Origin of the sequence: Thioalkalivibrio sp. ALMg13-2 (genome assembly GCF_000381185.1) — a bacterium.
GTDB lineage: Bacteria > Pseudomonadota > Gammaproteobacteria > Ectothiorhodospirales > Ectothiorhodospiraceae > Thioalkalivibrio > Thioalkalivibrio versutus.
Genome location: NZ_KB906109.1, coordinates 60,098 through 82,108 on the forward strand (window position 1 = coordinate 60,098; position 22,011 = coordinate 82,108).

The 22,011-nt window shown below is 65.7% G+C and carries 19 protein-coding genes; 13 read left to right on the forward strand and 6 right to left on the reverse strand.

The window, feature by feature from the left end:
* Window positions 1-70: 70 nt before the first annotated feature.
* Together tsf and rpsB are read right to left on the reverse strand one after the other, a co-directional pair.
* A complete protein-coding gene (gene tsf, locus F618_RS0108330; protein ID WP_018145573.1) occupies window positions 71-940 on the reverse strand; it encodes a translation elongation factor Ts in 870 nt (289 codons plus the stop codon).
* 59 nt (window positions 941-999) lie between these two features.
* Complete coding sequence (gene rpsB, locus F618_RS0108335) at window positions 1,000-1,776, reverse strand: 30S ribosomal protein S2 (protein WP_018938603.1); 777 nt, start codon at window positions 1,774-1,776, stop codon at window positions 1,000-1,002.
* 244 nt (window positions 1,777-2,020) lie between these two features.
* Between rpsB and map the strand changes: the two genes are divergently transcribed.
* Together map and glnD are read left to right on the forward strand one after the other, a co-directional pair.
* Complete coding sequence (gene map, locus F618_RS0108340) at window positions 2,021-2,806, forward strand: type I methionyl aminopeptidase (protein ID WP_019568290.1); 786 nt, start codon at window positions 2,021-2,023, stop codon at window positions 2,804-2,806.
* A gap of 58 nt (window positions 2,807-2,864) precedes the next feature.
* Complete coding sequence (gene glnD, locus F618_RS0108345) at window positions 2,865-5,540, forward strand: [protein-PII] uridylyltransferase (protein WP_019568291.1); 2,676 nt, start codon at window positions 2,865-2,867, stop codon at window positions 5,538-5,540.
* Between the two features lie 11 nt (window positions 5,541-5,551).
* Here the strand turns inward: glnD and F618_RS0108350 are convergent, their stop codons facing one another.
* A complete protein-coding gene (locus tag F618_RS0108350; protein WP_026331197.1) occupies window positions 5,552-6,319 on the reverse strand; it encodes an OmpA family protein in 768 nt (255 codons plus the stop codon).
* Window positions 6,319-7,374 carry a hypothetical protein gene (locus F618_RS0108355; RefSeq protein WP_019568293.1) on the reverse strand — a complete coding sequence of 352 codons (1,056 nt, stop codon included), beginning with the start codon at window positions 7,372-7,374 and terminating at the stop codon, window positions 6,319-6,321. Before F618_RS0108355 ends, F618_RS0108350 begins: the two co-directional genes overlap by 1 nt.
* Window positions 7,375-7,714: 340 nt before the next feature.
* Here F618_RS0108355 and F618_RS0108360 point away from each other — a divergent pair, with 340 nt between their 5' ends.
* From F618_RS0108360 to hpnC, 8 genes are all read left to right on the forward strand, one after another.
* Window positions 7,715-8,614 carry a phosphate/phosphite/phosphonate ABC transporter substrate-binding protein gene (locus F618_RS0108360; RefSeq protein ID WP_019568294.1) on the forward strand — a complete coding sequence of 300 codons (900 nt, stop codon included), beginning with the start codon at window positions 7,715-7,717 and terminating at the stop codon, window positions 8,612-8,614.
* Window positions 8,615-8,806: 192 nt separating this feature from the next.
* The gene (locus F618_RS0108365) at window positions 8,807-11,599 is read left to right on the forward strand and encodes an EAL domain-containing protein (RefSeq protein ID WP_019568295.1); all 2,793 of its coding nucleotides are present in this window, start codon (window positions 8,807-8,809) and stop codon (window positions 11,597-11,599) included.
* A gap of 108 nt (window positions 11,600-11,707) precedes the next feature.
* The gene (wrbA, locus tag F618_RS0108370; RefSeq protein WP_018951928.1) at window positions 11,708-12,328 is read left to right on the forward strand and encodes an NAD(P)H:quinone oxidoreductase; all 621 of its coding nucleotides are present in this window, start codon (window positions 11,708-11,710) and stop codon (window positions 12,326-12,328) included.
* A 132-nt stretch (window positions 12,329-12,460) separates the two neighbouring features.
* Window positions 12,461-12,853 (forward strand): DoxX family protein, encoded by a 393-nt coding sequence (locus tag F618_RS0108375; RefSeq protein WP_018951927.1) that lies wholly within the window; start codon window positions 12,461-12,463, stop codon window positions 12,851-12,853.
* Between the two features lie 82 nt (window positions 12,854-12,935).
* Window positions 12,936-14,270 (forward strand): TRZ/ATZ family hydrolase, encoded by a 1,335-nt coding sequence (locus F618_RS0108380; protein ID WP_019568296.1) that lies wholly within the window; start codon window positions 12,936-12,938, stop codon window positions 14,268-14,270.
* 284 nt (window positions 14,271-14,554) lie between these two features.
* Entirely contained in the window at window positions 14,555-15,301 is a 747-nt protein-coding gene (ubiG, locus tag F618_RS0108385) for a bifunctional 2-polyprenyl-6-hydroxyphenol methylase/3-demethylubiquinol 3-O-methyltransferase UbiG (protein ID WP_019568297.1), read from the forward strand.
* Window positions 15,298-15,987, forward strand: a complete 690-nt coding sequence (gene gph / locus F618_RS0108390) for a phosphoglycolate phosphatase (protein WP_019568298.1) — start codon at window positions 15,298-15,300, stop codon at window positions 15,985-15,987. The genes ubiG and gph overlap by 4 nt, the downstream gene beginning before the upstream one ends.
* A 49-nt stretch (window positions 15,988-16,036) precedes the next feature.
* Window positions 16,037-16,900 carry a squalene synthase HpnC gene (hpnC, locus tag F618_RS0108395; RefSeq protein WP_019568299.1) on the forward strand — a complete coding sequence of 288 codons (864 nt, stop codon included), beginning with the start codon at window positions 16,037-16,039 and terminating at the stop codon, window positions 16,898-16,900.
* Window positions 16,901-16,948: 48 nt separating this feature from the next.
* Here the strand turns inward: hpnC and F618_RS0108400 are convergent, their stop codons facing one another.
* Window positions 16,949-17,146 carry a DUF2283 domain-containing protein gene (locus F618_RS0108400; protein ID WP_018145559.1) on the reverse strand — a complete coding sequence of 66 codons (198 nt, stop codon included), beginning with the start codon at window positions 17,144-17,146 and terminating at the stop codon, window positions 16,949-16,951.
* A gap of 301 nt (window positions 17,147-17,447) precedes the next feature.
* Window positions 17,448-18,836, reverse strand: a complete 1,389-nt coding sequence (hemN, locus tag F618_RS0108405; protein WP_018938590.1) for an oxygen-independent coproporphyrinogen III oxidase — start codon at window positions 18,834-18,836, stop codon at window positions 17,448-17,450.
* 178 nt (window positions 18,837-19,014) lie between these two features.
* Between hemN and hpnD the strand changes: the two genes are divergently transcribed.
* Genes hpnD through F618_RS0108420 form a run of 3 tightly spaced genes read left to right on the forward strand, consistent with a single transcriptional unit; the run spans window position 19,015 to window position 22,011 of the window.
* Window positions 19,015-19,875 carry a presqualene diphosphate synthase HpnD gene (hpnD, locus tag F618_RS0108410; protein WP_018176714.1) on the forward strand — a complete coding sequence of 287 codons (861 nt, stop codon included), beginning with the start codon at window positions 19,015-19,017 and terminating at the stop codon, window positions 19,873-19,875.
* Window positions 19,876-19,879: 4 nt separating this feature from the next.
* Window positions 19,880-21,226, forward strand: coding sequence for a hydroxysqualene dehydroxylase HpnE (gene hpnE / locus F618_RS0108415; protein WP_018938589.1), 1,347 nt, complete (start codon window positions 19,880-19,882; stop codon window positions 21,224-21,226).
* Window positions 21,223-22,011, forward strand: coding sequence for an SDR family NAD(P)-dependent oxidoreductase (locus tag F618_RS0108420; protein ID WP_018938588.1), 789 nt, complete (start codon window positions 21,223-21,225; stop codon window positions 22,009-22,011). The genes hpnE and F618_RS0108420 overlap by 4 nt, the downstream gene beginning before the upstream one ends.

The window sequence follows — 22,011 nt, forward strand, 5'->3', positions numbered from 1 at the left end:
TTGCCAGTTTTTTCTGGCCCTTTTATCCGGAAGCGGCCGCATCAAGCGGCCGCCCCGGAGTCCTTCTGGATCAGGCGCCGCGCGCCTGAGCCATTACCTCTTCGGCAAAGTTCTCGGTCTTCTTCTCGATCCCCTCGCCCACCTCGAAGCGGATGAAGCCGGAGACCGAAGCACCCTTGCTTTCCAGCAGCTGTGCGACCGTCTGATCGGGATCCTTCACGAACGGCTGGCCCACCAGGGTGATCTCGCCCAGATACTTGCGGATACGCCCCTCGATCATCTTCTCGATGATGTTCTCCGGCTTGCCCGATTCCTCGGCCTGGGCCTTGAAGATCGCACGTTCCTTGTCGAGCATCTCGGTCGGCACCTGACTCTCGTCGATGCACACCGGATGGCTCGCCGCGATATGCATCGCGATATCCTTGGCCAGCTGCTCGTCACCACCGTTCAGGCCAACCAGCACGCCAATCCGGGCACCATGCTGATAGAAACCCAGCGCACCTTCCGCCGTCATGCGTTCGAAACGGCGGACCTGGACGTTCTCGCCGACCTTGGCGATCAGCTGAGTACGCTGCTCTTCCAGGGTCTGACCATCGACGGTCTCGGTCATCAGGCCTTCCACCGAATCAGCGGCGGTGTTCAGCGCCACATTGGCGCAGGCGCTGGTGAAGGCACGGAAGTTGTCGTCATTGCCGACGAAGTCCGTCTCGCAGTTGATCTCGACGATCACCGCGCGCGAACCGTCGCTGGCAATCTCGACGCGACCTTCGGCCGCGACACGATCCGCCTTCTTGTCGGCCTTGGCCATGCCGGACTTGCGCATTGCCTCGACCGCCGCTTCCAGATCACCGCCGGTTTCGGTCAGGGCCTTCTTGCATTCCATCATGCCGGCGCCAGTGCGCTCGCGCAGTTCTTTTACTTGTGCAGCAGTAATCTGCATCGTTGCTTGCTCCTGAATCATGCTCGAGCCGGCCGCCAGCTGGCGACCGGCTCCTGTTATCAAGCGGGGTTGGCGGGCGACGCGGTGTCGGGGGCGTCAGTCGTTGCAGCGGCCGGCTCGGCGGCTTCTGCTTCGCCCATGCCACCCGTGGTCACCGCACCCTTGGCCTCGATGATGGTATCGGCGATCGCAGCCACATAGAGCTGAATCGCACGCATCGCGTCATCGTTGCCCGGGATCACGTAATCCACGCCTACCGGGGAATGGTTGGAATCCACCACGGCGACGACCGGAATGCCGCGCTTCTTCGCCTCGGCCACCGCAATCTTCTCGTAGCCGACGTCGATCACGAACATCGCATCGGGCATGCGGTTCATGTCCTTGATACCGCCCAGGCTGCGATCCAGCTTGTCCTTTTCGCGGCGACGGCTCAGGGCCTCGCGCTTGTTCAGGACCTGGAAGCTGCCATCGGCGTCCATCGTCTCGAGGTCCTTCAGGCGCTTGATCGACTGCTTGACGGTGTTGAAGTTGGTCAGCATGCCGCCCAGCCAGCGGTGGCTCACGTGCGGCATGCCGCAACGGTTTGCCTCTTCGGCCACCACGTCGCGCGCAGAGCGCTTGGTGCCGACGAACATGATCTGGCCACCGTCGGCAGCGATCTTGCCGAGGAAGTTCAACGCATCGTTGAACATCGGCAGGGACTTCTCGAGGTTGATGATATGAATCTTGTTGCGTTCCCCGAAGATGTACGGGGCCATCTTGGGATGCCAGTAACGCGTCTGGTGGCCGAAGTGCACACCGGCCTCCAGCATCTGTCGCATAGTCACGAGGGACATGAGTTTTCTCCTGTAACGGGTTGAGCCTCCACGCATCCCGATCTGAAACCCGAACCGAATCTTCTTCGAGGGCGGGCACCCGACAGATCGTGCCGATGCGTGTGTGGATTAAGGTTTCGGGAGTCGCCCCGCAAAAGGCGGCTTCCGGCCCCGCCGAATTGCCAGCGAGGCGCGCGCTTTATAGCATAGGACACTTACCCGAACCAAACGCCGAGCCCCTCCGGGCGCCGCGGCGGGAGCCCCCATGTCCGTTTCCATCAAGACCCCCGAAGAGATCGAACACATGCGCGTCGCCGGCCGCCTGGCCGCCGAAGTCCTCGAGATGATCGAGCCCCACGTGCAAGCCGGCGTGACCACCGGGGAACTGGACCGGATCTGTCACGACTACATCGTGAACACCCAGGACGCGATCCCGGCCCCACTCAACTATCGCGGCTTCCCAAGGTCGATCTGTACCTCGGTGAACCATCAGGTCTGCCACGGCATCCCGGGGGATCGCAAGCTGAAGAACGGCGATATCCTCAATATCGATATCACCGTGATCAAGGACGGCTTCCACGGCGACACCAGCCGCATGTTCGTGATCGGCAAGGCCGGCATCCAGGCCCAGCGGGTGATCGACGTGGCACGTACCAGCATGTACCTCGGCATCCAGCAGGTTCGCCCGGGCGCAACGCTGGGCGATATCGGCCACGCGATTCAGGTGTACGCCGAGGCACAACGCTGCTCCGTGGTGCGCGAGTTCTGCGGCCACGGGATCGGGCGCGGCTTCCACGAGGATCCGCAGGTCCTGCACTATGGCAAGCCTGGCACCGGCATGACCCTGAAAGAAGGCATGTGCTTTACCATCGAGCCGATGATCAATGCCGGCCGCCGCCACACCCGCATCCTGGCGGATGGCTGGACCGCCGTGACCAAGGATCACAGTCCGTCGGCACAATGGGAACACACACTGCTGGTCACCGCCGACGGATACGAGATCCTGACCCTGCGCAAGGACGAAACCCCACCTCAGGAGATCGCGGCCTGATCGAAGGCCATCACGCCTGTTCCCCGCTGATTCGAACCGCCCAACCTACGGAGCTCCAATGAATCCTGCGGGCAGCACCCCCGGCGAACTCGATACTCCGGCCTTCACCCCCGGCTGGGGCGAGGACTACCAGCGGCTGAGCCGCAACCCGGGGAATATTGCGCTGTTTCGGGACCGCCGGCGCGCCATCCTGGAACAGCAATACCAGGGCTTTCGCGACGGCATGCCGATCGCCGAGCTGATCCATGGCCACGCCCGGCGCATCGACGAGCTGCTCAAGCTGATCTGGGCCCAGAAGGGCCTCGCGGATGACGACCAGCTATGCCTGATCGCGGTCGGTGGCTATGGTCGCGGCGAACTGCACCCGGCCTCCGATATCGACATCCAGATCATCCTCGAGGGCGAACATGACCCCGCCCTCTTCGACCGGATCAGCGACTTCGTCACGTTCCTCTGGGACATCGGCATCGAGGTCGGGCACAGCGTGCGCAGTATCGACGACTGCACGCGCGAGGCGCGCGACGACATCACCGTCGCGACCAACCTGATCGAGGCCCGCTACCTGGCCGGCCATCTCAGCCTGTTCAACGACTTCCGTGGCGCCATCGAGCCCGACCGCATCTGGGACTCGCGCAGTTTCTATGCCGCCAAGCTGGCCGAACAACAAGCCCGCCATCGACGTTTTGGCGAGACCGCCTACCGCCTCGAGCCGAACGTCAAGGAAGGCCCCGGCGGCCTGCGCGACATCCAGATGATCGGCTGGGTCACCAAGCGTCATTACGGCGCCGAGCGCATCGAGGAGCTGGTGTCACTGGGCTTCCTGCGCGAGGGCGAATTCCGCGAGATGATGGAGGGCCAGAACTTCCTCTGGCGCGTGCGCTTTGCCCTGCACATGCTCGCGGGCCGCCGCGAGGACCGCCTGCTTTTCGATCTGCAGCGCCAGTTGGCCAACACCTTCGGCTTCGTCGACCAGAACCACAACCGGGCGGTCGAGCAGTTCATGCAGCGCTACTTCCGCACCATCAACGATCTCGAGCGGCTGAACGAATTGCTGCTGCAACACTTCAACGAGGCCATCCTCGACGATCCGGAAGCCCTGCAGGACCCCGTACGCATCCACCAGCGTTTCCAGGTCCGGGGCGGCTACCTCGAGGCGGCGCACGACCAGGTCTTCATGATCTATCCGCCGGCGCTGCTGGAGGTCTTCCGCCTGCTCCAGGAACACCCGGAGATCCAGGGCATCCGCGCCTCCACCATCCGCCTGATCCGGGCCCACCGCCACCTGATCGATGGGCACTTCCGGCGCAATCCGGTGTGCCGCGAGCTGTTCATGGACATCCTGCGCGCCCCGCGCGGGATCACCAGCCAACTGCGCCGCATGAACCGCTACGGCGTGCTGGGCAATTACCTGCCGGCCTTCGGGCGCATCATCGGACGCATGCAGTACGACCTGTTCCACGCTTACACCGTGGACGAGCACACCCTGAACGTGGTGCGCAACGCGCGCCGCCTGGCGCTGCCCGAGTTCGCGCACGAACAGCCACTGGCGCACCAGATCTACTCCGGACTGGTGCGCCCCGAACGCCTGGTGCTGGCCGCCCTGTTTCACGACATCGCCAAGGGCCGCGGGGGTGATCATTCCGAGCTGGGGGCCCACGATGCCCTGCATTTCTGCCAGCATCACGGCCTGTCGGACGCGGATGCCGGCCTGGTTGCCTGGCTGGTGCGTTCCCACCTGCTGATGTCGCTGACGGCCCAGCGCAAGGACATCTCCGATCCCGAGGTCGTCATGGGTTTCGCCCGCGAGGTGGTCACCCGCGAACGCCTGGACTTTCTCTATCTGCTGACCATTGCCGACATCCGCGGAACCAATCCGGAGCTGTGGAACAGCTGGAAGGATTCCCTGCTCCAGACCCTTTATCACGCCACCCGCAATGTCCTGGACCGGGGTCTGGATACCCCGCCGGACATGGACGAACAGATCCGGCAAACCCGCACCGAGGCACTCGCGTTAATCGAACAACAAGGCTTCGATACCGATCAGGCCCGGAAGCTGTGGGACGAACTGGACGACGAATACTTCCTGCGCCATTCCGCTGACGAGATCGCCTGGCACGGCCGGGCCCTGCTGCCACTCCCCCCGGACGCCCTCCCCCTGATCCTGGTGCGCCCGAAGACCTCGCGCGGGAGCACGGAGATCTTCGTCTACGCCAGCGACCATCCCCGGATCTTCGCGCGCATCACCAGCGCCCTGACCCAGTTGGGACTGGACATCGTGGACGCACGGATCATCACGACCGCGGGCGGCCGCACGCTGGATACCTTTCTGGTTCTCGAAAGCGGCGGGGGCCAGACCGTGGATGCCGGTTATCGCTCCGAAGAGATCCGCCAGAGCCTCGAACGTGAACTCGAACGCGAAGGGACCATCCCCAACCCGGCCTCACGCCAGCTTCCACGCCGCCTCAAGCACTTCGACGTGGATACGCAGATCGAATTCGAACCCGCTGCGGGCGGCCAGGCAACGCGCATGCGGCTGCGCGCTTTGGACCGACCCGGCCTGCTGTCGACCATCGGGCATGTCCTTGCCGAGCAGGGAATCGACGTGCGGACTGCACGCATCGCCACGGCCGGGGAACAGGTCGAGGACAGTTTCCTCCTCAGCCGCCCCGGCCACGCGGCGCTCGACGACGAGGATCAGGCCCACCTGCGCAAGGCCCTGCTCGGCGCCATCTGACGGCAACCGGGTCAGCGCCCGCGCGCCTCCAGAGGTCGGGGCCCTGCCTCGTCGGACGCCGCCCCCGCGCCCAGCAGGCGCGCCTCGAAATCGGTCAGGACACTGAACTCGACTCGGCGGGATGCCCGACGATCCTCCTCGCCGCGCTCGTCCAGCACCCGGCGTGATGAGGACAACCCCACGGCCGCGACCCGCGAGCGGAACCAGTCCGCCTCCTGCAAGGGCTCCAGCTGATAGGCATATTCCAGCACCGCGCGCGTGCGGCGCTGGCTAAGATCCATGTTTCCGAAATAGGCCTCCAGCGCATCGTCGCTGCCGGCCCACTCGCTGGAGGTGTGGCCCTCGATCCGCACCTCCCGAATGACCTCGGCGAACGGACGCAACTGTTCCGCGTAGCGCGGCATGAAGTCCTCGAGAATCGCCTCGAAGCGCGGCCGGATGCGTGCCGAACTGCGCTCGAACAGGACCTCCGGCTCGCGAAAGCGCAAGGTCAGGCTGTCGCGGTCCAGTTCCGCATTCCAGCGCGGCAAATCCTCGCGAAACTCCTCCTCCAGAACCGAATAAATCGCCGCGCGCAAGGCGGCCGCCTCGTTGCGAACCTCGGTATGCACCGCGCTCTCGCGCTCCACCTGAACCATGTGCAGCAGCGCGAGGAACAGGAAGATCATCATCAGCGCGGCCATCAGGTCCGCCACTGCCAGCCAGTGCGAACCCTGGTCGGCCTCGTTTCCCGCGGCCATACCTTGTCGCCGACGGCGGCGCGCTAACCAGGAAAACATCAATTACGCCCGCCCGCGGAGGCGATGGCGGCGGAGCGTTCCCCACCCCAGCGCGTCTCCGCCGCGAGCCCTGCCTGGACGGCATTCTCGATACTCTCAAGCATCGCCTCCAGCCGTGCGTCCATCGCCGGGAAGGCCTCGGTGGCACGATCCCGCAGGGCCGCGATGCTCCCCAGCAGGGCCTCCAGTTCCACCGTCTCGCGCCGCAGACTGGAGAGCGTCGATTCCTGATCCTCCACGTGCCGGGTGATCTGCAAGGCCTGCCCGGTCATGCGCTCCAGGGTCTGCTCGGTCTGCTCGACCCCGGCACGGGCCTGGTCGAAGGCCCGATGCAGGGTGTCCATCTGCTCGCGATACTGATCCTGCCACTCCACCAGGCGAGCGACCGAGTCATCCAGACGCCGGAAGTTCTCGCCAAACTGTTCACCCAGGCGATCGTTGAAATCGTGGATCACCCGCTCCAGGGCTTCTACCAGGTGCCCGCTGCTCATCTCGGTGATGCGCTCGGCCATGCCATCGAGCGCGCCGGTCAATTCGCGGTGTTGTTGCTCCAGCCGGGCATCCAGGCGCTGATCGAGGGCCCGCACCGCCTCCACTACGGCCAGCGAGGCATCCCGTTGTTGTGCCGCCAGGTGCGCATTATCCAATGGTGCATCCGACGCACCCTCAGCAGACGGTTCGGGGGATGCCGTCGGTGCGGGTACCATCACCTGAACCATCCGCAACACCGCCGCCAGCAAGATGCCCACGATGCTGGTCACGAAGGCCAGCTTGAGCCCCTCCAGCAAGGCCGGGATACTGGCCTCCACCCGTCCAGCATCAAAATCCAGCAGTCCGATGGCGACCCCGAGGAAGGTGCCGAGAATCCCCACGGTGGTCAGCAGCGCCGGCGCCGCTCCCTGCAGCGCCTCCGCTCGACGCAGGGCCGTCGCCATCAGGGCCACCAGGAACAGCCCGAACAGCAACAACGCGAACAGACCAATCACCGTCAGCGGGCTCAGCCCCTGCAACGTGGCCAACAGCGCCTCGGCAATCCTTTCGAATATTCCGGTCATCTCTTCTCCTGTCGTACCATGAGTACGCTCTTGCATCGCCGTCTTCATTCCAAGCAAGAAAGAAGCCAGTGCAGGCAAGGCTGGCACCAGGCCGCACCCGGCGCCCGGCCGACCAATTATTGACGCCCATGGAGCGGAAGCGCGCTGCCCCCCCCAGAGAGGCGTCACTTTATTGGCTACCCTGATAACCGGTTTCTGGTTCTGGGAAACATCCGTGCAGTCAGCCAAGCACGGATGCACCCCAACCTCACACCGCGCAATCCACAACCTGTACATAGGCCGGCACACAGACATGTTCAGAGTCCGACTAGGTCGACGACCCTCCCCGGAATTACCCCTCTTGACCAAGGGCTCCCGGGCCGCAGTGTCCTGCCTGATTCTGATGCTCGTCGCTCTGGCGCCTGCACACGGAACGGAAACACGCCTGCTGGGCATCCAGCCGTTTCTTAGTGCTCCAGCTCTCTTCGAGCGCTACGCGCCGCTGCGCGACTGGCTTGCCGAGCAACTCGGGGTGCCCGTCCGAATCGAGTCGGCACGCACACGCGACGTTTTCCACGGCAGAATTTGGACCGAACGCTACGATCTCGTGTTCACGTCACCGCACGTTGTGCCTTTCTTGATCGAGGAGACGAATTATCGAGCTGTAGCGGCAACCCAGGACCGTTTGGCGATCCTGGTCGCCGTAATGCCGGAGGCACGGTTCAACCGCATCGAAGACTTGGCGAACAGCAAAATCGCCGCACCGTTCGAGGAAAGCCTTGCAGCCGCGTTCCTGAACCACATGCTCTCGAACCTTGTTTGGCCGGACGGATCATCACCCCCGACCGTCCGGCACCACCATCACCACAGTGGTGCCATCACCACATTTCTGCGCGGAGAAGCAGAAGCCCTGGTCCTGGTCACGGACGGCGATCTGATCGATGATCAACGTCGTGACGAGAGTGCGCAGACGCTGATGTCGCTGTACGATGGAACGCTCGTTCGAGTCATTTCGCAATCACCTAGTTTTCCGGGCATGACCCTCCTGGCCCGCGAAGAAGTGCTTGCAGGTTTACCGGACCTGGAGGACCAGCTGATCCGCATGCAGGACACACCCCATGGCCTGGAAGTACTCCGAGCCATCCGCCACCGAGGATTCGTCGCGATCGAGGAGACCGACTATCGCCCTTTTCGTCAAAGCGCCTTTGGAAGGGAATTACCTTCCCTTGGAGACGCAAAGAACGACCAAGGGAAGCACTAATTTGCGTGACCTTGATGGGCATCCGCCGGCCAGCCCCGGTAGAGTGGCAAGCTTTGCATCAATTCCCGTCCCACCATCGAAGACTGGCGCGTACGCGCCCCGGATGTCCTTCATGACTCGCCGCGGCCCGGCTCCAACCTGCTCTGGCCCAATCTCGGCCTGCATCGTCCCACAGGCGCCGGCGCCCCCCGCATGCGTCTGAATTTCGCCTGGCAGATCATCATCGGCACCGTCGCGATCCAGGTCGCGATGGTCGCAGCGCTGATGTTCAGCGGCATCTCCCAGGTGCAGCAGAACCAGTCGCAGATGCTGGAACGCTTTGCCGAGCAACAGGGCCGTCTGCTCTCCAGCGCGTTGACCCCCGGGCTCGCCTATGCGGATCCGGCGATGCTGCAGGACCTGCTCGAGCTCGTCGCGGACGACTCCCATGTCCTCTACGCCGTGGTGCTCGACGCCCAGGACCAGCCGATGGCGTCGGTGGGCATCTCGCCCGACACCATCCCGGAACGCGCAGACGGCACGCGCACCACGCCCGGGCAGATCGAGATCCTGCGCGACATTGAGCTGGCCGGGCAGCCACTCGGGACTCTGGCGGTGGGCTATTCCACCGATGCGATCGACGCCCTGTCCGCCACCCTCCTGCAGCGCAACGTACTGCTGGCGCTGGGCGTACTCGTGCTGTCCATGCTGGCCGCGGTGGTCTTCAGCCTGGTTGTTACTCGCCGCCTGCGCCTGCTGAACCAGGGCGGCAAGGCGTTGCAGGGCGGTCGTCTGGACCATCGCATCCCGGTGCGCTCGCACGACGAATTCGGTGACCTCGCCCGCACCTTCAACGACGTCGCCGCCCACCTGGGGTCCACCCAAACAACCCTGGAACAGCAGAACCAACAACTGAACCGCTCGGTCGCCCGCCTGGAGTCCATGCTCGGCGGTGCCAACGCGATCTTGTGGGAGGCTGATCCGCGCACCCACGAATGGGAGTTCGTGTCCGGCGACACCCGCCGTCTGCTGGGCTTCCCGGCCCACAACCTGGGCCGGGGCGAGCTGCGCGCCCGGCATATCCACCCGGCCGACCTGCCGCGCGTGCAGAATGCCGCCCGCGAGAGCCGGACCAGCCCGCGCACGGTGGACTACCGCTTCGCCCATCGCGACGGCCAGTGGCTGTGGCTGCGAGACATCCTCTCCTGGGCCCGTGACGCGGACGGCCGGGAGAGCCTGCGCGGCCTGACCCTTGATATCACCACCCACCGACGCACCACCGATGCACTGGCGGAAAGCGAGAACCGCTACCGCGACGTGGTGGACCACATCTCCGAGGTCATCTTCCGCACCGATGCCGAAGGCCACTGGACCCTGCTGAATCCAGCCTGGGAGGCCCTGACGGGGTTCAGCGTGGAAGAGACTCTCGGCCGCCCGCTGTGCGACTTCGTAGCCCCCGAGGACCACGACGACGCCCATAGCTTCTGTGCCACCCTCCTCGAAGGCGGCTCCCATTCCCAATCCGAGGAGATCCGTCTGCGCACCCGCGACGGTGACATCCGCTGGGTCAGCATCTACGCCAGTGCCCGCTTCGATGACCACGACCAGGTGATGGCGACCTTCGGCACGATGACCGACATCTCCGATCGCAAGGAGGCCGAAGACGAGATCCGGCGTCTCGCCTTCTTCGACGGGCTGACCCAACTGCCCAATCGCACCCTGCTGCACGACCGGCTGGGTCAGAGTCTCGCCAATACCGAACGCACCCGCCTGCATGGCGCATTGCTGTTCATCGATCTCGACAACTTCAAGGACATCAACGACACCCTCGGCCATGCAGTCGGCGATGACCTGCTACGCCAGGTCGCCGAGCGCATGCTGAACTCCGTGCGCGAGGCGGACACCCTCGCCCGCCTTGGGGGCGACGAGTTCGTCATCATCCTCAACGATCTGCACCCGGACCAGGCACGCGCGGCGACCCAGGCCGAGGCCGTGGGTCGCAAGCTCATCGAGATTCTGCGCGATCCTTTCAAGCTGGCGGGACAGAGGCGGCACGTAACGCCCAGTATCGGCGCCACGCTGTTCAGCGGCCGCAATCTGAGCGTGGAGGAGATCCTCAAGCAGGCGGACCTCGCCATGTACCGGGCCAAGAACGCCGGGCGCAACACCGTGCGCTTCTACGACCCCGAGCTGCACCGCGCCGTCGAGGCCCGATTCGAGCTGGAGAGCGAGCTTCGCCACGCCCTGGATCAGGATGCCTTCAGCGTGCACTACCAGCCACAGGTGAACACGTCGGGCGCGGTCATCGGGGCCGAGATCCTGGTGCGCTGGAAGCACGCCAGCCGCGGGATGATCTCGCCCGCCGAGTTCATCCCCGTGGCAGAACAGACCGGTCTGATTGTCCCGATTGGCCGCAAGGTGCTGCGCAAGGCCTGTGAACAGCTGGCTGCCTGGAAACACCAGCCCGCCTTTCGGGACCTCACCCTGTCGGTCAACGTCAGCGCGCGCCAATTCCGGCACAAGTACTTCGTGCGCGATCTCGCCCAGACGCTCGAGGCTACCGGCGCCCCGGGGCACCGCCTGAAGCTGGAGCTGACCGAGAGCATGCTGCTCGAAAACGTGGAGACCGTCATTGCCCACATCGAGGAACTGCGGAGCTTCGGCATCGAGTTCTCTCTGGACGACTTCGGGACCGGCTACTCCTCTCTCGCCTACCTCAAGCGACTGCCCCTCGCTCAGCTGAAGATCGATCAATCCTTCGTCCGCGACGTCCTGGACGATCCCAACGATGCCGCGATCGCCCAGATGGTGGTCAACCTGGCTCACACCCTCGACCTGGACGTCATCGCCGAAGGTGTGGAGAACGACCAGCAGCGGGCCTTCCTGTTCGGCCTCGGCTGTCGCCACTTTCAGGGCTACCTGTACGGCCATCCCGACACGCTGGCAAAACTTGAGGCCCTGGTACTGCGCCAGAGCGACAACGGAAATCCCGCAGCCCACCCCTAACCGTTCGTGTTCTTCGAATGGCTGGAGGCGTTTTTCGCCATTTTCATTCGTATAAATCGGATCTAAGGTGACGGGTATTGCAACCTAGTCAACCGGAGGCGAATCGCCATGAGCACCAAGGTCCTGATCCTGTACTACTCCACCTGGGGCCACATCGAGCAGATGGCCGAAGCTGTGGCCCGCGGCGCCCGCGAGGTACCGGATACCGAAGTCACGATCAAGCGCGTCCCCGAACTGATGCCGGATGACGTGGCCCGCAATGCCGGGGCCAAGCTCGACCAGGCCGCCCCCATCGCCAAGCCTGAAGAACTGGCGGACTACGACGCGATCATCATCGGCACCCCTACCCGCTTCGGCCGGATGGCCGCGCAGATGGCCAACTTCCTCGATCAGACCGGTGCCCTGTGGTTCGGCGACAAGCTGGTCGGCAAGGTCGGGAGCGTGTTCAGCTCCACCGCCTCGCAGCACGGCGGCCAGGAGACCACCCTGATCTCGACCATCGTGAACCTGCTGCACTACGGCATGACCGTGGTTGGTCTACCCTACACCGAGAAGCGCCTGCTCGATGTCAGCGAGGTCTGCGGCGGCACCCCCTACGGGGCGACCACGCTGGCGGACGGCGACGGCTCGCGCCAGCCGAGCGAGAACGAACTGGGCATGGCCGCCTCGCAGGGGCGTCACGTCGCAGAGGTCGCGCGGGCCCAGCGCCTGGGGCGCGACGCCGGCTGACCTGCCACAGGCACGTCCGACAGGGGCCGCACGCCCTGACCGGATGTTGCCTGGGCGCAAACCCGGTCGGGCACAGGCCCGGCCGCACCGACTGGGGACATCGATCCGCAGCATTACAAGGAGAGGATGGAAATGGACAACACGCTAGACGACAGTGGCAAGCTCGTACTCCGCCTGGCCCTCGGGATCATGATCCTGCTGCACGGCATCGCCAAACTGACCGGCGGCATCAGCGGCATCGAAGGCATGGTTACGAACGCGGGACTCCCGGCGATCCTCGCCTATGGCGTCTACATCGGCGAGATCCTCGCCCCGATCCTCGTCATCATCGGGCTGTATTCGCGCATCGGCGCGGTGATTATCGCCATCAACATGGTCTTCGCCATCGCGCTCGCCCATGCTCACGAGGTCTTCCTGCTCACCAGCACCGGCGGCTGGGCCCTCGAGCTGCAGGGGATGTTCCTGTTCGCGGCGATCGCCCTGGCCCTGACCGGTCCGGGCCGGTTCGCGATCAACCGCCTGTAGTCCTCACGGCATCTTGGGGCGGCGCAATGCCGCCCCTTTCAGGTACCATGCGCGACCCTGATCCCCGCGCAGACCGTCCGCCATGAGCAATGCCCAGACGCTGATCCTCGCTGCCCCACAGATCCTCCCGGTAGTCCCCCGCGACACCCTTCTGCAAGACCACGCCCTGATCATCCGCGACGGAAAGATCCACGCGATCGAACCGCAAGCCACCGCGCGCGCCAACCATCCCGAGGCGGAATACCGCGATCACCCCGGCCATATCCTGATCCCCGGCCTGGTGAACGCCCACACCCACTCCGGCATGAGCCTGCTGCGTGGCATCGGCAGCGACCGCCCGCTGATGGAATGGCTCAAGGGATACATCTGGCCCGCCGAGGGCAAGCTGCTCTCCCCCGAATTCGTTCGCGCAGGCACCCGCCTCTCCATAGCCGAGATGCTGCGCGGGGGCACGACGTGCTTCAGTGACATGTACCTGTTCGTGGACGATGCGGCCCGGGTGGTCGACGAGACCGGGATCCGTGCCTCGCTGGGTCTCACCGTGTTCGACTTCCCCACGCCCTGGGCCAGCACGGCAGACGAATACTTCCAGCGCGGCGCGGACGTCGTCGCGAACTGGGGGCACCATGACCGGATCGCCTTCAATGTCGCCCCGCACGCGCCATACACCGTGGGGGATACAAGCCTGGAGCGCGTGGCGGCCCGTGCCCGCGAACTGAACGTGCCCATCCACATGCATGTCCACGAGACGGCCAGCGAGGTCGCTGACGCCCTGCGCGACCAGGGCGAACGGCCATTGGCCCGCCTCGCACGCCTTGGCATGCTGGACCAGCCCTTCATCGCGGTGCACATGACCCAGGTCGACGATACCGACCTGGACCTGCTGCGCGAACGCCCGGTCTCCATCGCCCACTGCCCGGAATCCAATCTGAAACTGGCCTCCGGCTTCTGTCCTGTCACACGCTTGCAGGACGCTGGCATCAACATCGCCCTCGGGACCGACGGCACCGCCTCCAACAACGATCTCGACATGATCGGCGAGATGCGCACCGCCGCACTGCTGGCCAAGGGCGTCAGTGGCGATGCCGCCGCCCTGCCCGCCACCGCGGCGCTGGAGATGGCCACCCTCGGGAGTGCCACCGCCCTGGGACTCGCGGATCGGATCGGCTCGCTGGAGCCCGGCAAACAGGCCGATGTGGTCGCAGTAGACCTGCAGGCGCTGGAACTGCAACCGGCGCACGACCCCAGTGCACAGATCGTTTACGCCGCAACCCGCGATGCCGTGCGCGATGTCTACGTGGCCGGACGGCCGTTGCTCCGCAACCGCGAACTGCTTACGCTGAACTCGCAGGACCTCCGCGCCGAAGCCGAGTACTGGCGCATCCGGGTGCTGGAAACGCAGCAGCCCACTGCCTGAGGGAAACACTGATCAATGTACACGCTCGCGTTGGTACCCCAGGTTTTCCAAGACAAGGCGCGGTGCGCAGCCGATAGTTGTTCTACCGGCAAGGGCCGCAACGCAGGATCGGGGAACCTGGGGTGCCAACCCCGAGGGGCTCGGCCGCTCTTGCGCGCGCACGGCGTTGCGGCTCCCTTGTGCAGAATGACTGCACGGCAGTCACCGCGCCTTGTTCGCACGCAACAGCGACTCGAGCGCGAACGTGTACATCAATCAGTGTTTCCCTGAGCGAGACAGACGCCATGAGCCCCGAACCCCTCTCCCAAACTTCTGCGCACGCAAACGTCGATAGCGCCGAGATCCACAAATTCACCCGTCGGGCCCACGAATGGTGGGACCCGAAGGGCCCCTTCGCCACGTTGCACGCGATCAACCCGTTGCGCCTCGAATGGATCGACGGCCAGGCGGACCTCGCCGGCAAGAAGGTACTGGACGTTGGCTGCGGTGCCGGCATCCTCTCCGAGGCAATGGCGGTTCGCGGCGCTCAGGTCACCGCGCTGGACGCCGGCGCCGAACACCTGGAGGTGGCACGCGAACACGCGGTGGAGGCAGGGCTTGAGATCCACTACCTGCACACCACCGCCGAGGCGCACGCCGAACGTCACGCCGGCGACTACGATGTGGTGACCTGCCTGGAGATGCTGGAGCACGTGCCCGATCCGGACGCCGTGATCGACGCCCTTGCAACGCTCGTGCGCCCCGGCGGCTGGCTATTCCTGTCCACCATCAACCGAACTCCGCGCGCCTTTGCCGAGGCCATCGTGGGGGCCGAATACGTATTGCACATGCTGCCCACCGGCACCCATGAGTACGGACGCTTCATTCGCCCCTCCGAACTGGGCACCGCCCTGCGCCGCCACGGGTTCGAGGTCACCGCGATGACCGGCCTGACCTATTCACCCCTGAGCGGGCGTTATCGTCTGGTCGCCCGCACCGACGTGAACTACCTGATGGCCGCCCGCCGCGACGAAGCCGGCCCCGACGAATGACCCGCGAACTCGGATCGGTCCTGTTCGACCTCGACGGGACCCTGCTGGACACCGCTCCCGACATGCATGCGGCCCTGGTCACCCTGATGGCCGAACACGACCGTGCGCCGCTGGCGTTCGAGGTCGTGCGTAACTTTGTCTCCCACGGGTCCCGGGCCCTGGTGGATCTCGCCTTCCCGGACGCCGATCCCGCCTTCGCCGAGCATCTCAAGAAGCGCTACCTGGAGATCTACGCCCGCGACCTGTGCCGGACCACCGCCCTGTTTCCCGGACTCGCGGACCTGCTGGACACCTGCGAGGCCCGCGGCTGGCCCGTCGGCGTGGTGACCAACAAGCCGGGCTGGCTGACCGATCCGCTGCTGGAGGCCCTCGGGCTGCATTCGCGCATGGCAGCCGTCGTCAGCGGCGATACCCTGCCCCAGCGCAAACCCGCCCCGGAACCCATGTGGCTGGCCGCCCGGCAGACCGGCCTGCCGCCGGAACGCCACTGCTACTGGGGCGATGCAGAACGCGACATCGCGGCCGGACGGGCCGCCGGCATGCCCACCCTGATCGCCAACTGGGGCTACATCGACGCCAACCAGCGTCCGGATCAATGGGGCGCCGATGCCGCCCTGGAACAGCCGAACGACTTCTGGGCCTGGTACGCCGACGGAGCCGCCACGGAGCCCGGACTTGCGAGCTGAATCCGCCCACCTCGGCGCCCCGCACGCCGGAAACAGGGCCTGAGCACCCATGTCGCCCCGTATCCGTTCGGCCTACCGCCACTGTCGCCAGCGTGCCAAGGCGCATTACGAGAACTTCCCCGTGGCCTCCTGGCTGCTGCCCAGCCGCCTGCGCGGCCCCGTGGCGGCGATCTACTGCTTCGCCCGCGACGCCGACGACCTGGCCGACGAGGACCCGCGCCCGGTCGCCGAGCGGCGCCAGGCACTGCTGGCGATGCAGGAACGCGTGCAGGTCCTGGAAGACCCCGCCGCCGAGCACGAACCCGAATGGATTGCCCTGGCGGACGCCCGCGCCCGCTTCGACCTCCCGGCCGCGCCGTTCTCCGACCTGATCGACGCCTTCCTGCAGGACCTGGAACAGCCCCGCTATGCGACCTTCGGCGAGGTCATGGACTACTGCCGCCGCTCGGCCAACCCGGTTGGCCGGCTCATGCTGCACCTGAACGGCAACCCGACCGACGAGATGCTGGGGTACTCGGACGCCATCTGCTCGGCGCTGCAGCTGATCAACTTCTATCAGGACCTGCAGCAGGACCTGCGGGAGAACAACCGCATCTACCTACCGCAGGAAGAGATGGACCAGTACGGCGTGACCGAGGCGATGCTGGCCACCGGGCAGACCACCTTCCAGCTACGCAACCTGATGCAGTTTCAATACGCCCGCGCCGACCGGCTGCTGCGCGCCGGGGCGCCGCTGGGCGGGCTGCTGCGCGGGCGCATGGGGCTGGAGATCCGGGCGATCATCAACGGCGGGGCACGCATCCTCTGGCGGCTGCGCCAGCAGGACGACGTCTTTGCCCGACCGCGCCTGCGCACCCGCGACGCCTGGATCATCCTGAGCCACAGCCTTCGACCGCGCCGCCGAAGACCGTAGGGATCGAGCCGCCGAGAACCCCTGGTTAAGCTGAGGGCTTAAAAGGCATCAAGCGGCAATGCCCTCGACCGTAAGGTGCTGGAGGTCAGTTCGTTCGCTTGCGTGCTCAAAGGTAATGGCGCAAACACCACCACTGGCATCGACATCCAGGGTCGTGTTCTCGTCAAGCGAGCGGGTTTCGGCCACGCTATCGCCTCGGAATTCGATATAAAGCGTATCCGTATCCCCGAAGTACTGGAGTTTCATGGCTGGAACCCTCGATCGAAAAAGGCGTTGTGAACGGTTTCTCCATCCGGCAGCAGAACAACGCGAAGGTAGCGTCCTTCAGCCTCCTCGACACGAGCCCATCTGCGGATACGCCCATCGCCTTGGACTTCTTCGCACAACGGTTGGTCGATTGCACTACTGATCCAGTGATCCCGGATCATTCGCCGATCCGGCCTCTCGCGTACAGTCTCGAAGTAACGTGTCGTCTTCACCGGAACGTCCCTGTTACCGGTTGCTATTGTTCAAAGCTTCCGCCGAGAACGGATCGCCGTCAAGCCGCTCACACTACCTTGCTGTAGCGCGGCGCGCCCTCCGTCTTCAGATAGGCGTCGAAGGCCATGGCGACGTTGCGCAGCAGCAACCGCCCGCGCGGCAGGATCTCCAGCCGCTCCGCGCCGATCCGCACCAGTCCATCGGCCTCCATGCCCTGAAGCCGCTCCAGTGCATCCCCAAAGACCTCGCCGAACGCGATCCCGTGGCGCACCTCGATCGCGGCGAAATCGATGCGCGAATGGCACATGAGCTCGGTAATCACGTCCCGGCGCAGCCGATCGTCGGCACTCAGTTCGAGTCCGCGAAACACCGGAAGGCGCCCGGCATCCAGCCGCGCGTAATAGGCATCCAGCTCGCGCAGGTTCTGGCTGTAGGTGGCGCCCACCTTGCCGATGGCCGTCGGACCCAGTGCCACCAGGTCGTACTCCGCCCGTGTGGAATAGCCCTGGAAATTGCGCTGCAGCGTCCCGGCGCGCTGGGCCGTGGCCAGTTCGTCGTCCGGCAGGGCAAAGTGGTCCATGCCGATGTAGACATAGCCGGCATCGGTCAGGCGAGCGATGGTGGTCTCGAGGATCGCCAGCTTCTCCGCGGCGTCCGGCAGATCGGCCTCGCGGATCTGGCGCTGAGTCTTGAACATCTGCGGCAGGTGCGCGTAGTTGTAGATCGCCAGGCGCTCCGGACGCAGCTCCAGCGCGCGTTCCAGCGTGGCGGTATAGGTCTCCACCGTCTGCAGGGGAAGGCCGTAGATCAGGTCCAGGTTGGTGGATTCGAAGCCGTTGGCCCGCGCCTGCTCCACCGCCCGCGCGGTCACCTCGAACGGCTGGATGCGGTTCACCGCCCGCTGCACGTTCGGGTCGAAATCCTGCACCCCGAGGCTGATCCGGTTAAAACCCAGCTCGCCCAGCAGCGGGATGGTGCCGGGCCGCACCGCGCGCGGATCAATCTCGATGGAGAACTCGCGGGCATCGCTTTCGTCCAGGCGGAAGTGCCTCGCCAGCGTCGCCATCACCCGGCGCAGATCGTCATCGCCAAGATAAGTCGGCGTGCCCCCCCCAAAGTGCAGCTGGCCGACAGTGCGTTCCCGGTCGAACAGCTCGCCCTGCAGTTCGGCCTCGCGCTCCAGATACTGCAGGTAGCGCTGAGCGCGCTGGTAATTTCCAGTGATGACCTTGTTGCAGGCGCAGTAGAAGCACACCGTGTCGCAGAACGGCACATGAACATACAGGGACAGCGGCCGCGCCGGGTCCGCCCCGTTGGTGGCCTGCGCCGCCTCGGCATAGGCGCGGTCGTCGAAGCCCTCGTGAAACTGTGGCGCGGTGGGATACGACGTGTACCTCGGCCCGCTCACGTCGTAGCGGCGCAGGATTTCGGGGTCAAACACCAGGCGTTGTTCCATTCGGGGCTCCACAACCGTGCGCCGCGCACTCGCGACCTTGGTTCTGCAGACTACGGCCGCACGCCAGGCCCGAGCTTGATACAGGTCAACAATCCGCCTTCATGGCGCCCTCTCCCGCCCCCTGTGCTGCCTGTGCTAGCCTTCTCCTCCCTGTTCGACACCCGCCACGCGAGAGCGCATGTCCCCCGACGAGTATTGCGAGGAGAAGGCCGCGCAAAGCGGCTCCAGCTTCTACTACGCGTTCCGCTTTCTGGAGCCGGATCGCCGTCGCGCCATCACGGCGCTGTACGCCTTCTGCCGGGAAGTCGACGACATCGTCGACGAGGTGAGCGAGGAGAGCATTGCGCGCACCAAGCTCGACTGGTGGCGCCAGGAGATCGAACGCCTGTTCGCCGGCGAACCCCGCCACCCCATCACCCAGGCACTGCAGCCGCACATCGCCGCCTTCGACCTTGGTCGCGAGTACTTCGACGAGATCATCGACGGCATGCAGATGGATCTGGACTACGACAGCTATCCGGACTTCACCACTTTGTCGCTGTACTGCTACCGCGCGGCCAGCGTCGTGGGCATCCTGTCCGCCCACATCTTCGGCTACACCGATCGGCGCACTCTGAAGTACGCCCACGACCTCGGCATGGCGTTGCAGCTCACCAACATCCTGCGCGACGTCCACGAGGACGCCATGCGCGGCCGGGTGTACATCCCCATGGACGAGCTCAGCAAGCACGGGGTCAAGCCGGAGGAATTCCAGATCAACATCACCGACGACCGCCACCGCGCCCTGTTCGCGGAGCAGGCGGAACGGGCGCGACGCTACTACGAACGCGCCGAGGAACACCTCCCGGACGCCGACCGCTACGCCCAGCGCCCGGGCCTGATCATGGCGGCCATCTACCGCACCCTGCTCGACGAGATCGCCGACGACGGCTACCGCGTGCTGGAACACCGCGTGCGCCTGACCCCGATCCGCAAGTTGTGGATCGCGTGGCGCACCGCACGCCGCCTGAAGCGCGAACAACGCCGCCGCGCGACCTGATGCCATGATCTCCGGCTCACCCCACGCGCCCGTCGTCGTGGTCGGCGCGGGCTGGGCCGGCCTGACCGCCACGCTGGCGCTTGCACGCGCCGGGCACCCCGTGCACCTGATCGAGGCCGGCAAGGCCCCCGGTGGCCGTGCCCGCAGCCTCGACCTGGACGGCACCCCGCTCGACAACGGCCAGCACATCCTGGTCGGGGCCTGCCAGCAGACCCTGCAGCAGATCCGTTCGGTCGGCATCAACCCCGAGCAGGCGTTTCAGGCCCTGCCCTTCGGCCTGCGCATGTTCGAGCCCACCGCCCGGCCGCAGGACCCGGCGTTCCAGCTGGAACCACGTTCGCCCCGGTTGCCCGCCCTGGCCGCCGCGCTTTACCGGGCGCTTGCGAAGCACTCTCTTGGTACACGCCTGCGTGCACTGTCCGGCGCCGCCGCCATGTTGCACCGGCCCCTGCGCCACGATCTCCCCGTCCTCGACTGGCTGCGCCAGCGTCGTCAGCCCGACGCCCTCATTCGGAGCCTGTGGGACCCGTTGTGCCTGGCGGTGATGAACACCCCGACCCGAACCGCCTCGGCCCGCATCTTCCAGAACGTCCTGCGCCTGGCACTCAATCATGGCCCGGAGGCCGCGCGCCTTCTCCTCCCCGCGCGGCCACTCGGCGAGCTGTTCCCGGAACCGGCTGTCCAGGAACTCCGGGAGCGTGGCGCTAGAGTGGATCTTGGCCGCCGCATCACCGCCATTGAGCGCAGCACGACTCACGACGCCGCCCCCTACCGCCTGCGCGATCGCCAGGGCGTGGCGAGCCCGGCGCGCGGCGTGATCCTGGCCGCCCCTCCAGCCGCCGCCGCTGCCCTGCTTCCGCACGAAACCGGCTGGGAGGCGACGCACCAGGGCCTGAATGCCATGGGCGCCCGCAGCATCTGCACGGTCTACCTGCGCTATGCGCGGCGCCTTGATGATCTTCCGCCACTACAGGGGCTGCTGGACCAGCATGGCCAATGGCTGATCGCGCGGAATGTCGCCGGGGCGCCACACTGGCTGGCGGTCGTGATCTCCGCGGCCGACGACCTCGAACCGTTGACGGCGGATGCACGATGGCGCACCGTCGCCCGCTCCCTGGCCCAAACCTTCCCCGAACTGGGCGAACCCGAGACCGGCCACAGCATTTGCGAACGCCGCGCGACGCTGGACGCGCAAGCCGGTCTGGATGCACGTCGCCCGCCGGCCCGCACGCCCTGGCCGGGGTGTTATCTGGCCGGGGATTACCTGACGCCTGCACTGCCGTCCACGCTCGAAGCGGCCGTACAATCTGGACTAGAATCGGCGCACCTGTACCTGGAGGACCATCCTTGACCGATCTCGATATTCCCCGCCTGCTCGCCTACCGCCCGGAACCCGGCGCCTTCGATGAACGCGTGATCCTGGTCACCGGGGCCGCCGACGGCATCGGCCGCGCGGTTGCCGAGGCCTGTGCCGCGGCCGGCGCGATCGTGGTCCTGCTGGACAAGGACCTGAAGGGCCTCGAAGCGGTCTATGACCGGATCGAACAGGCCGGTCACCCGCAGCCCGCGATCTACCCACTGAATCTCGAAGGCGCGACGGTCAAGGACTATGGTGACCTGGCGGAGAACATCCGCGACTCGCTGGGCCGCCTGGACGGGCTGGTACTGAACGCGGGCTGGGCCGGCGCCCTGATGCCGATGAAGAACTACGACCCGGAGCTGTGGTTCAAGGTCATCAACAGTAACCTGCACGGCCCGTTCTTCCTCACGCAGGCCGTCCTGCCGCTGCTGGAGGCCAGTCCCACCGGGAGCCTGGTCGTGTCCACCCAGAACGCGCGCAAGGCCTTCTGGGGCGCCTTCGGCATGGCCAAGGCGGCCCAGGACGGCCTGATCGACATCCTGTCGCACGAGCATCGCAACGAACCGCGCTTCCTGCACGTGAACGGTATCGACACCGGCCCCGTGCGCACCCGCTTCCGCGCCGGGCATTATCCCGGGGAAAACCCCGACCTACTGCCCGAGCCCGAGGCCGTGGTTGGCCCCTATCTGTACTTCCTGGACCCCGGCGACCGCACCACCACCGGTCTGAACATCAGCCTGGAAGGCCAGGTCCCGGTCCCCCACGCGGCGTCCTGA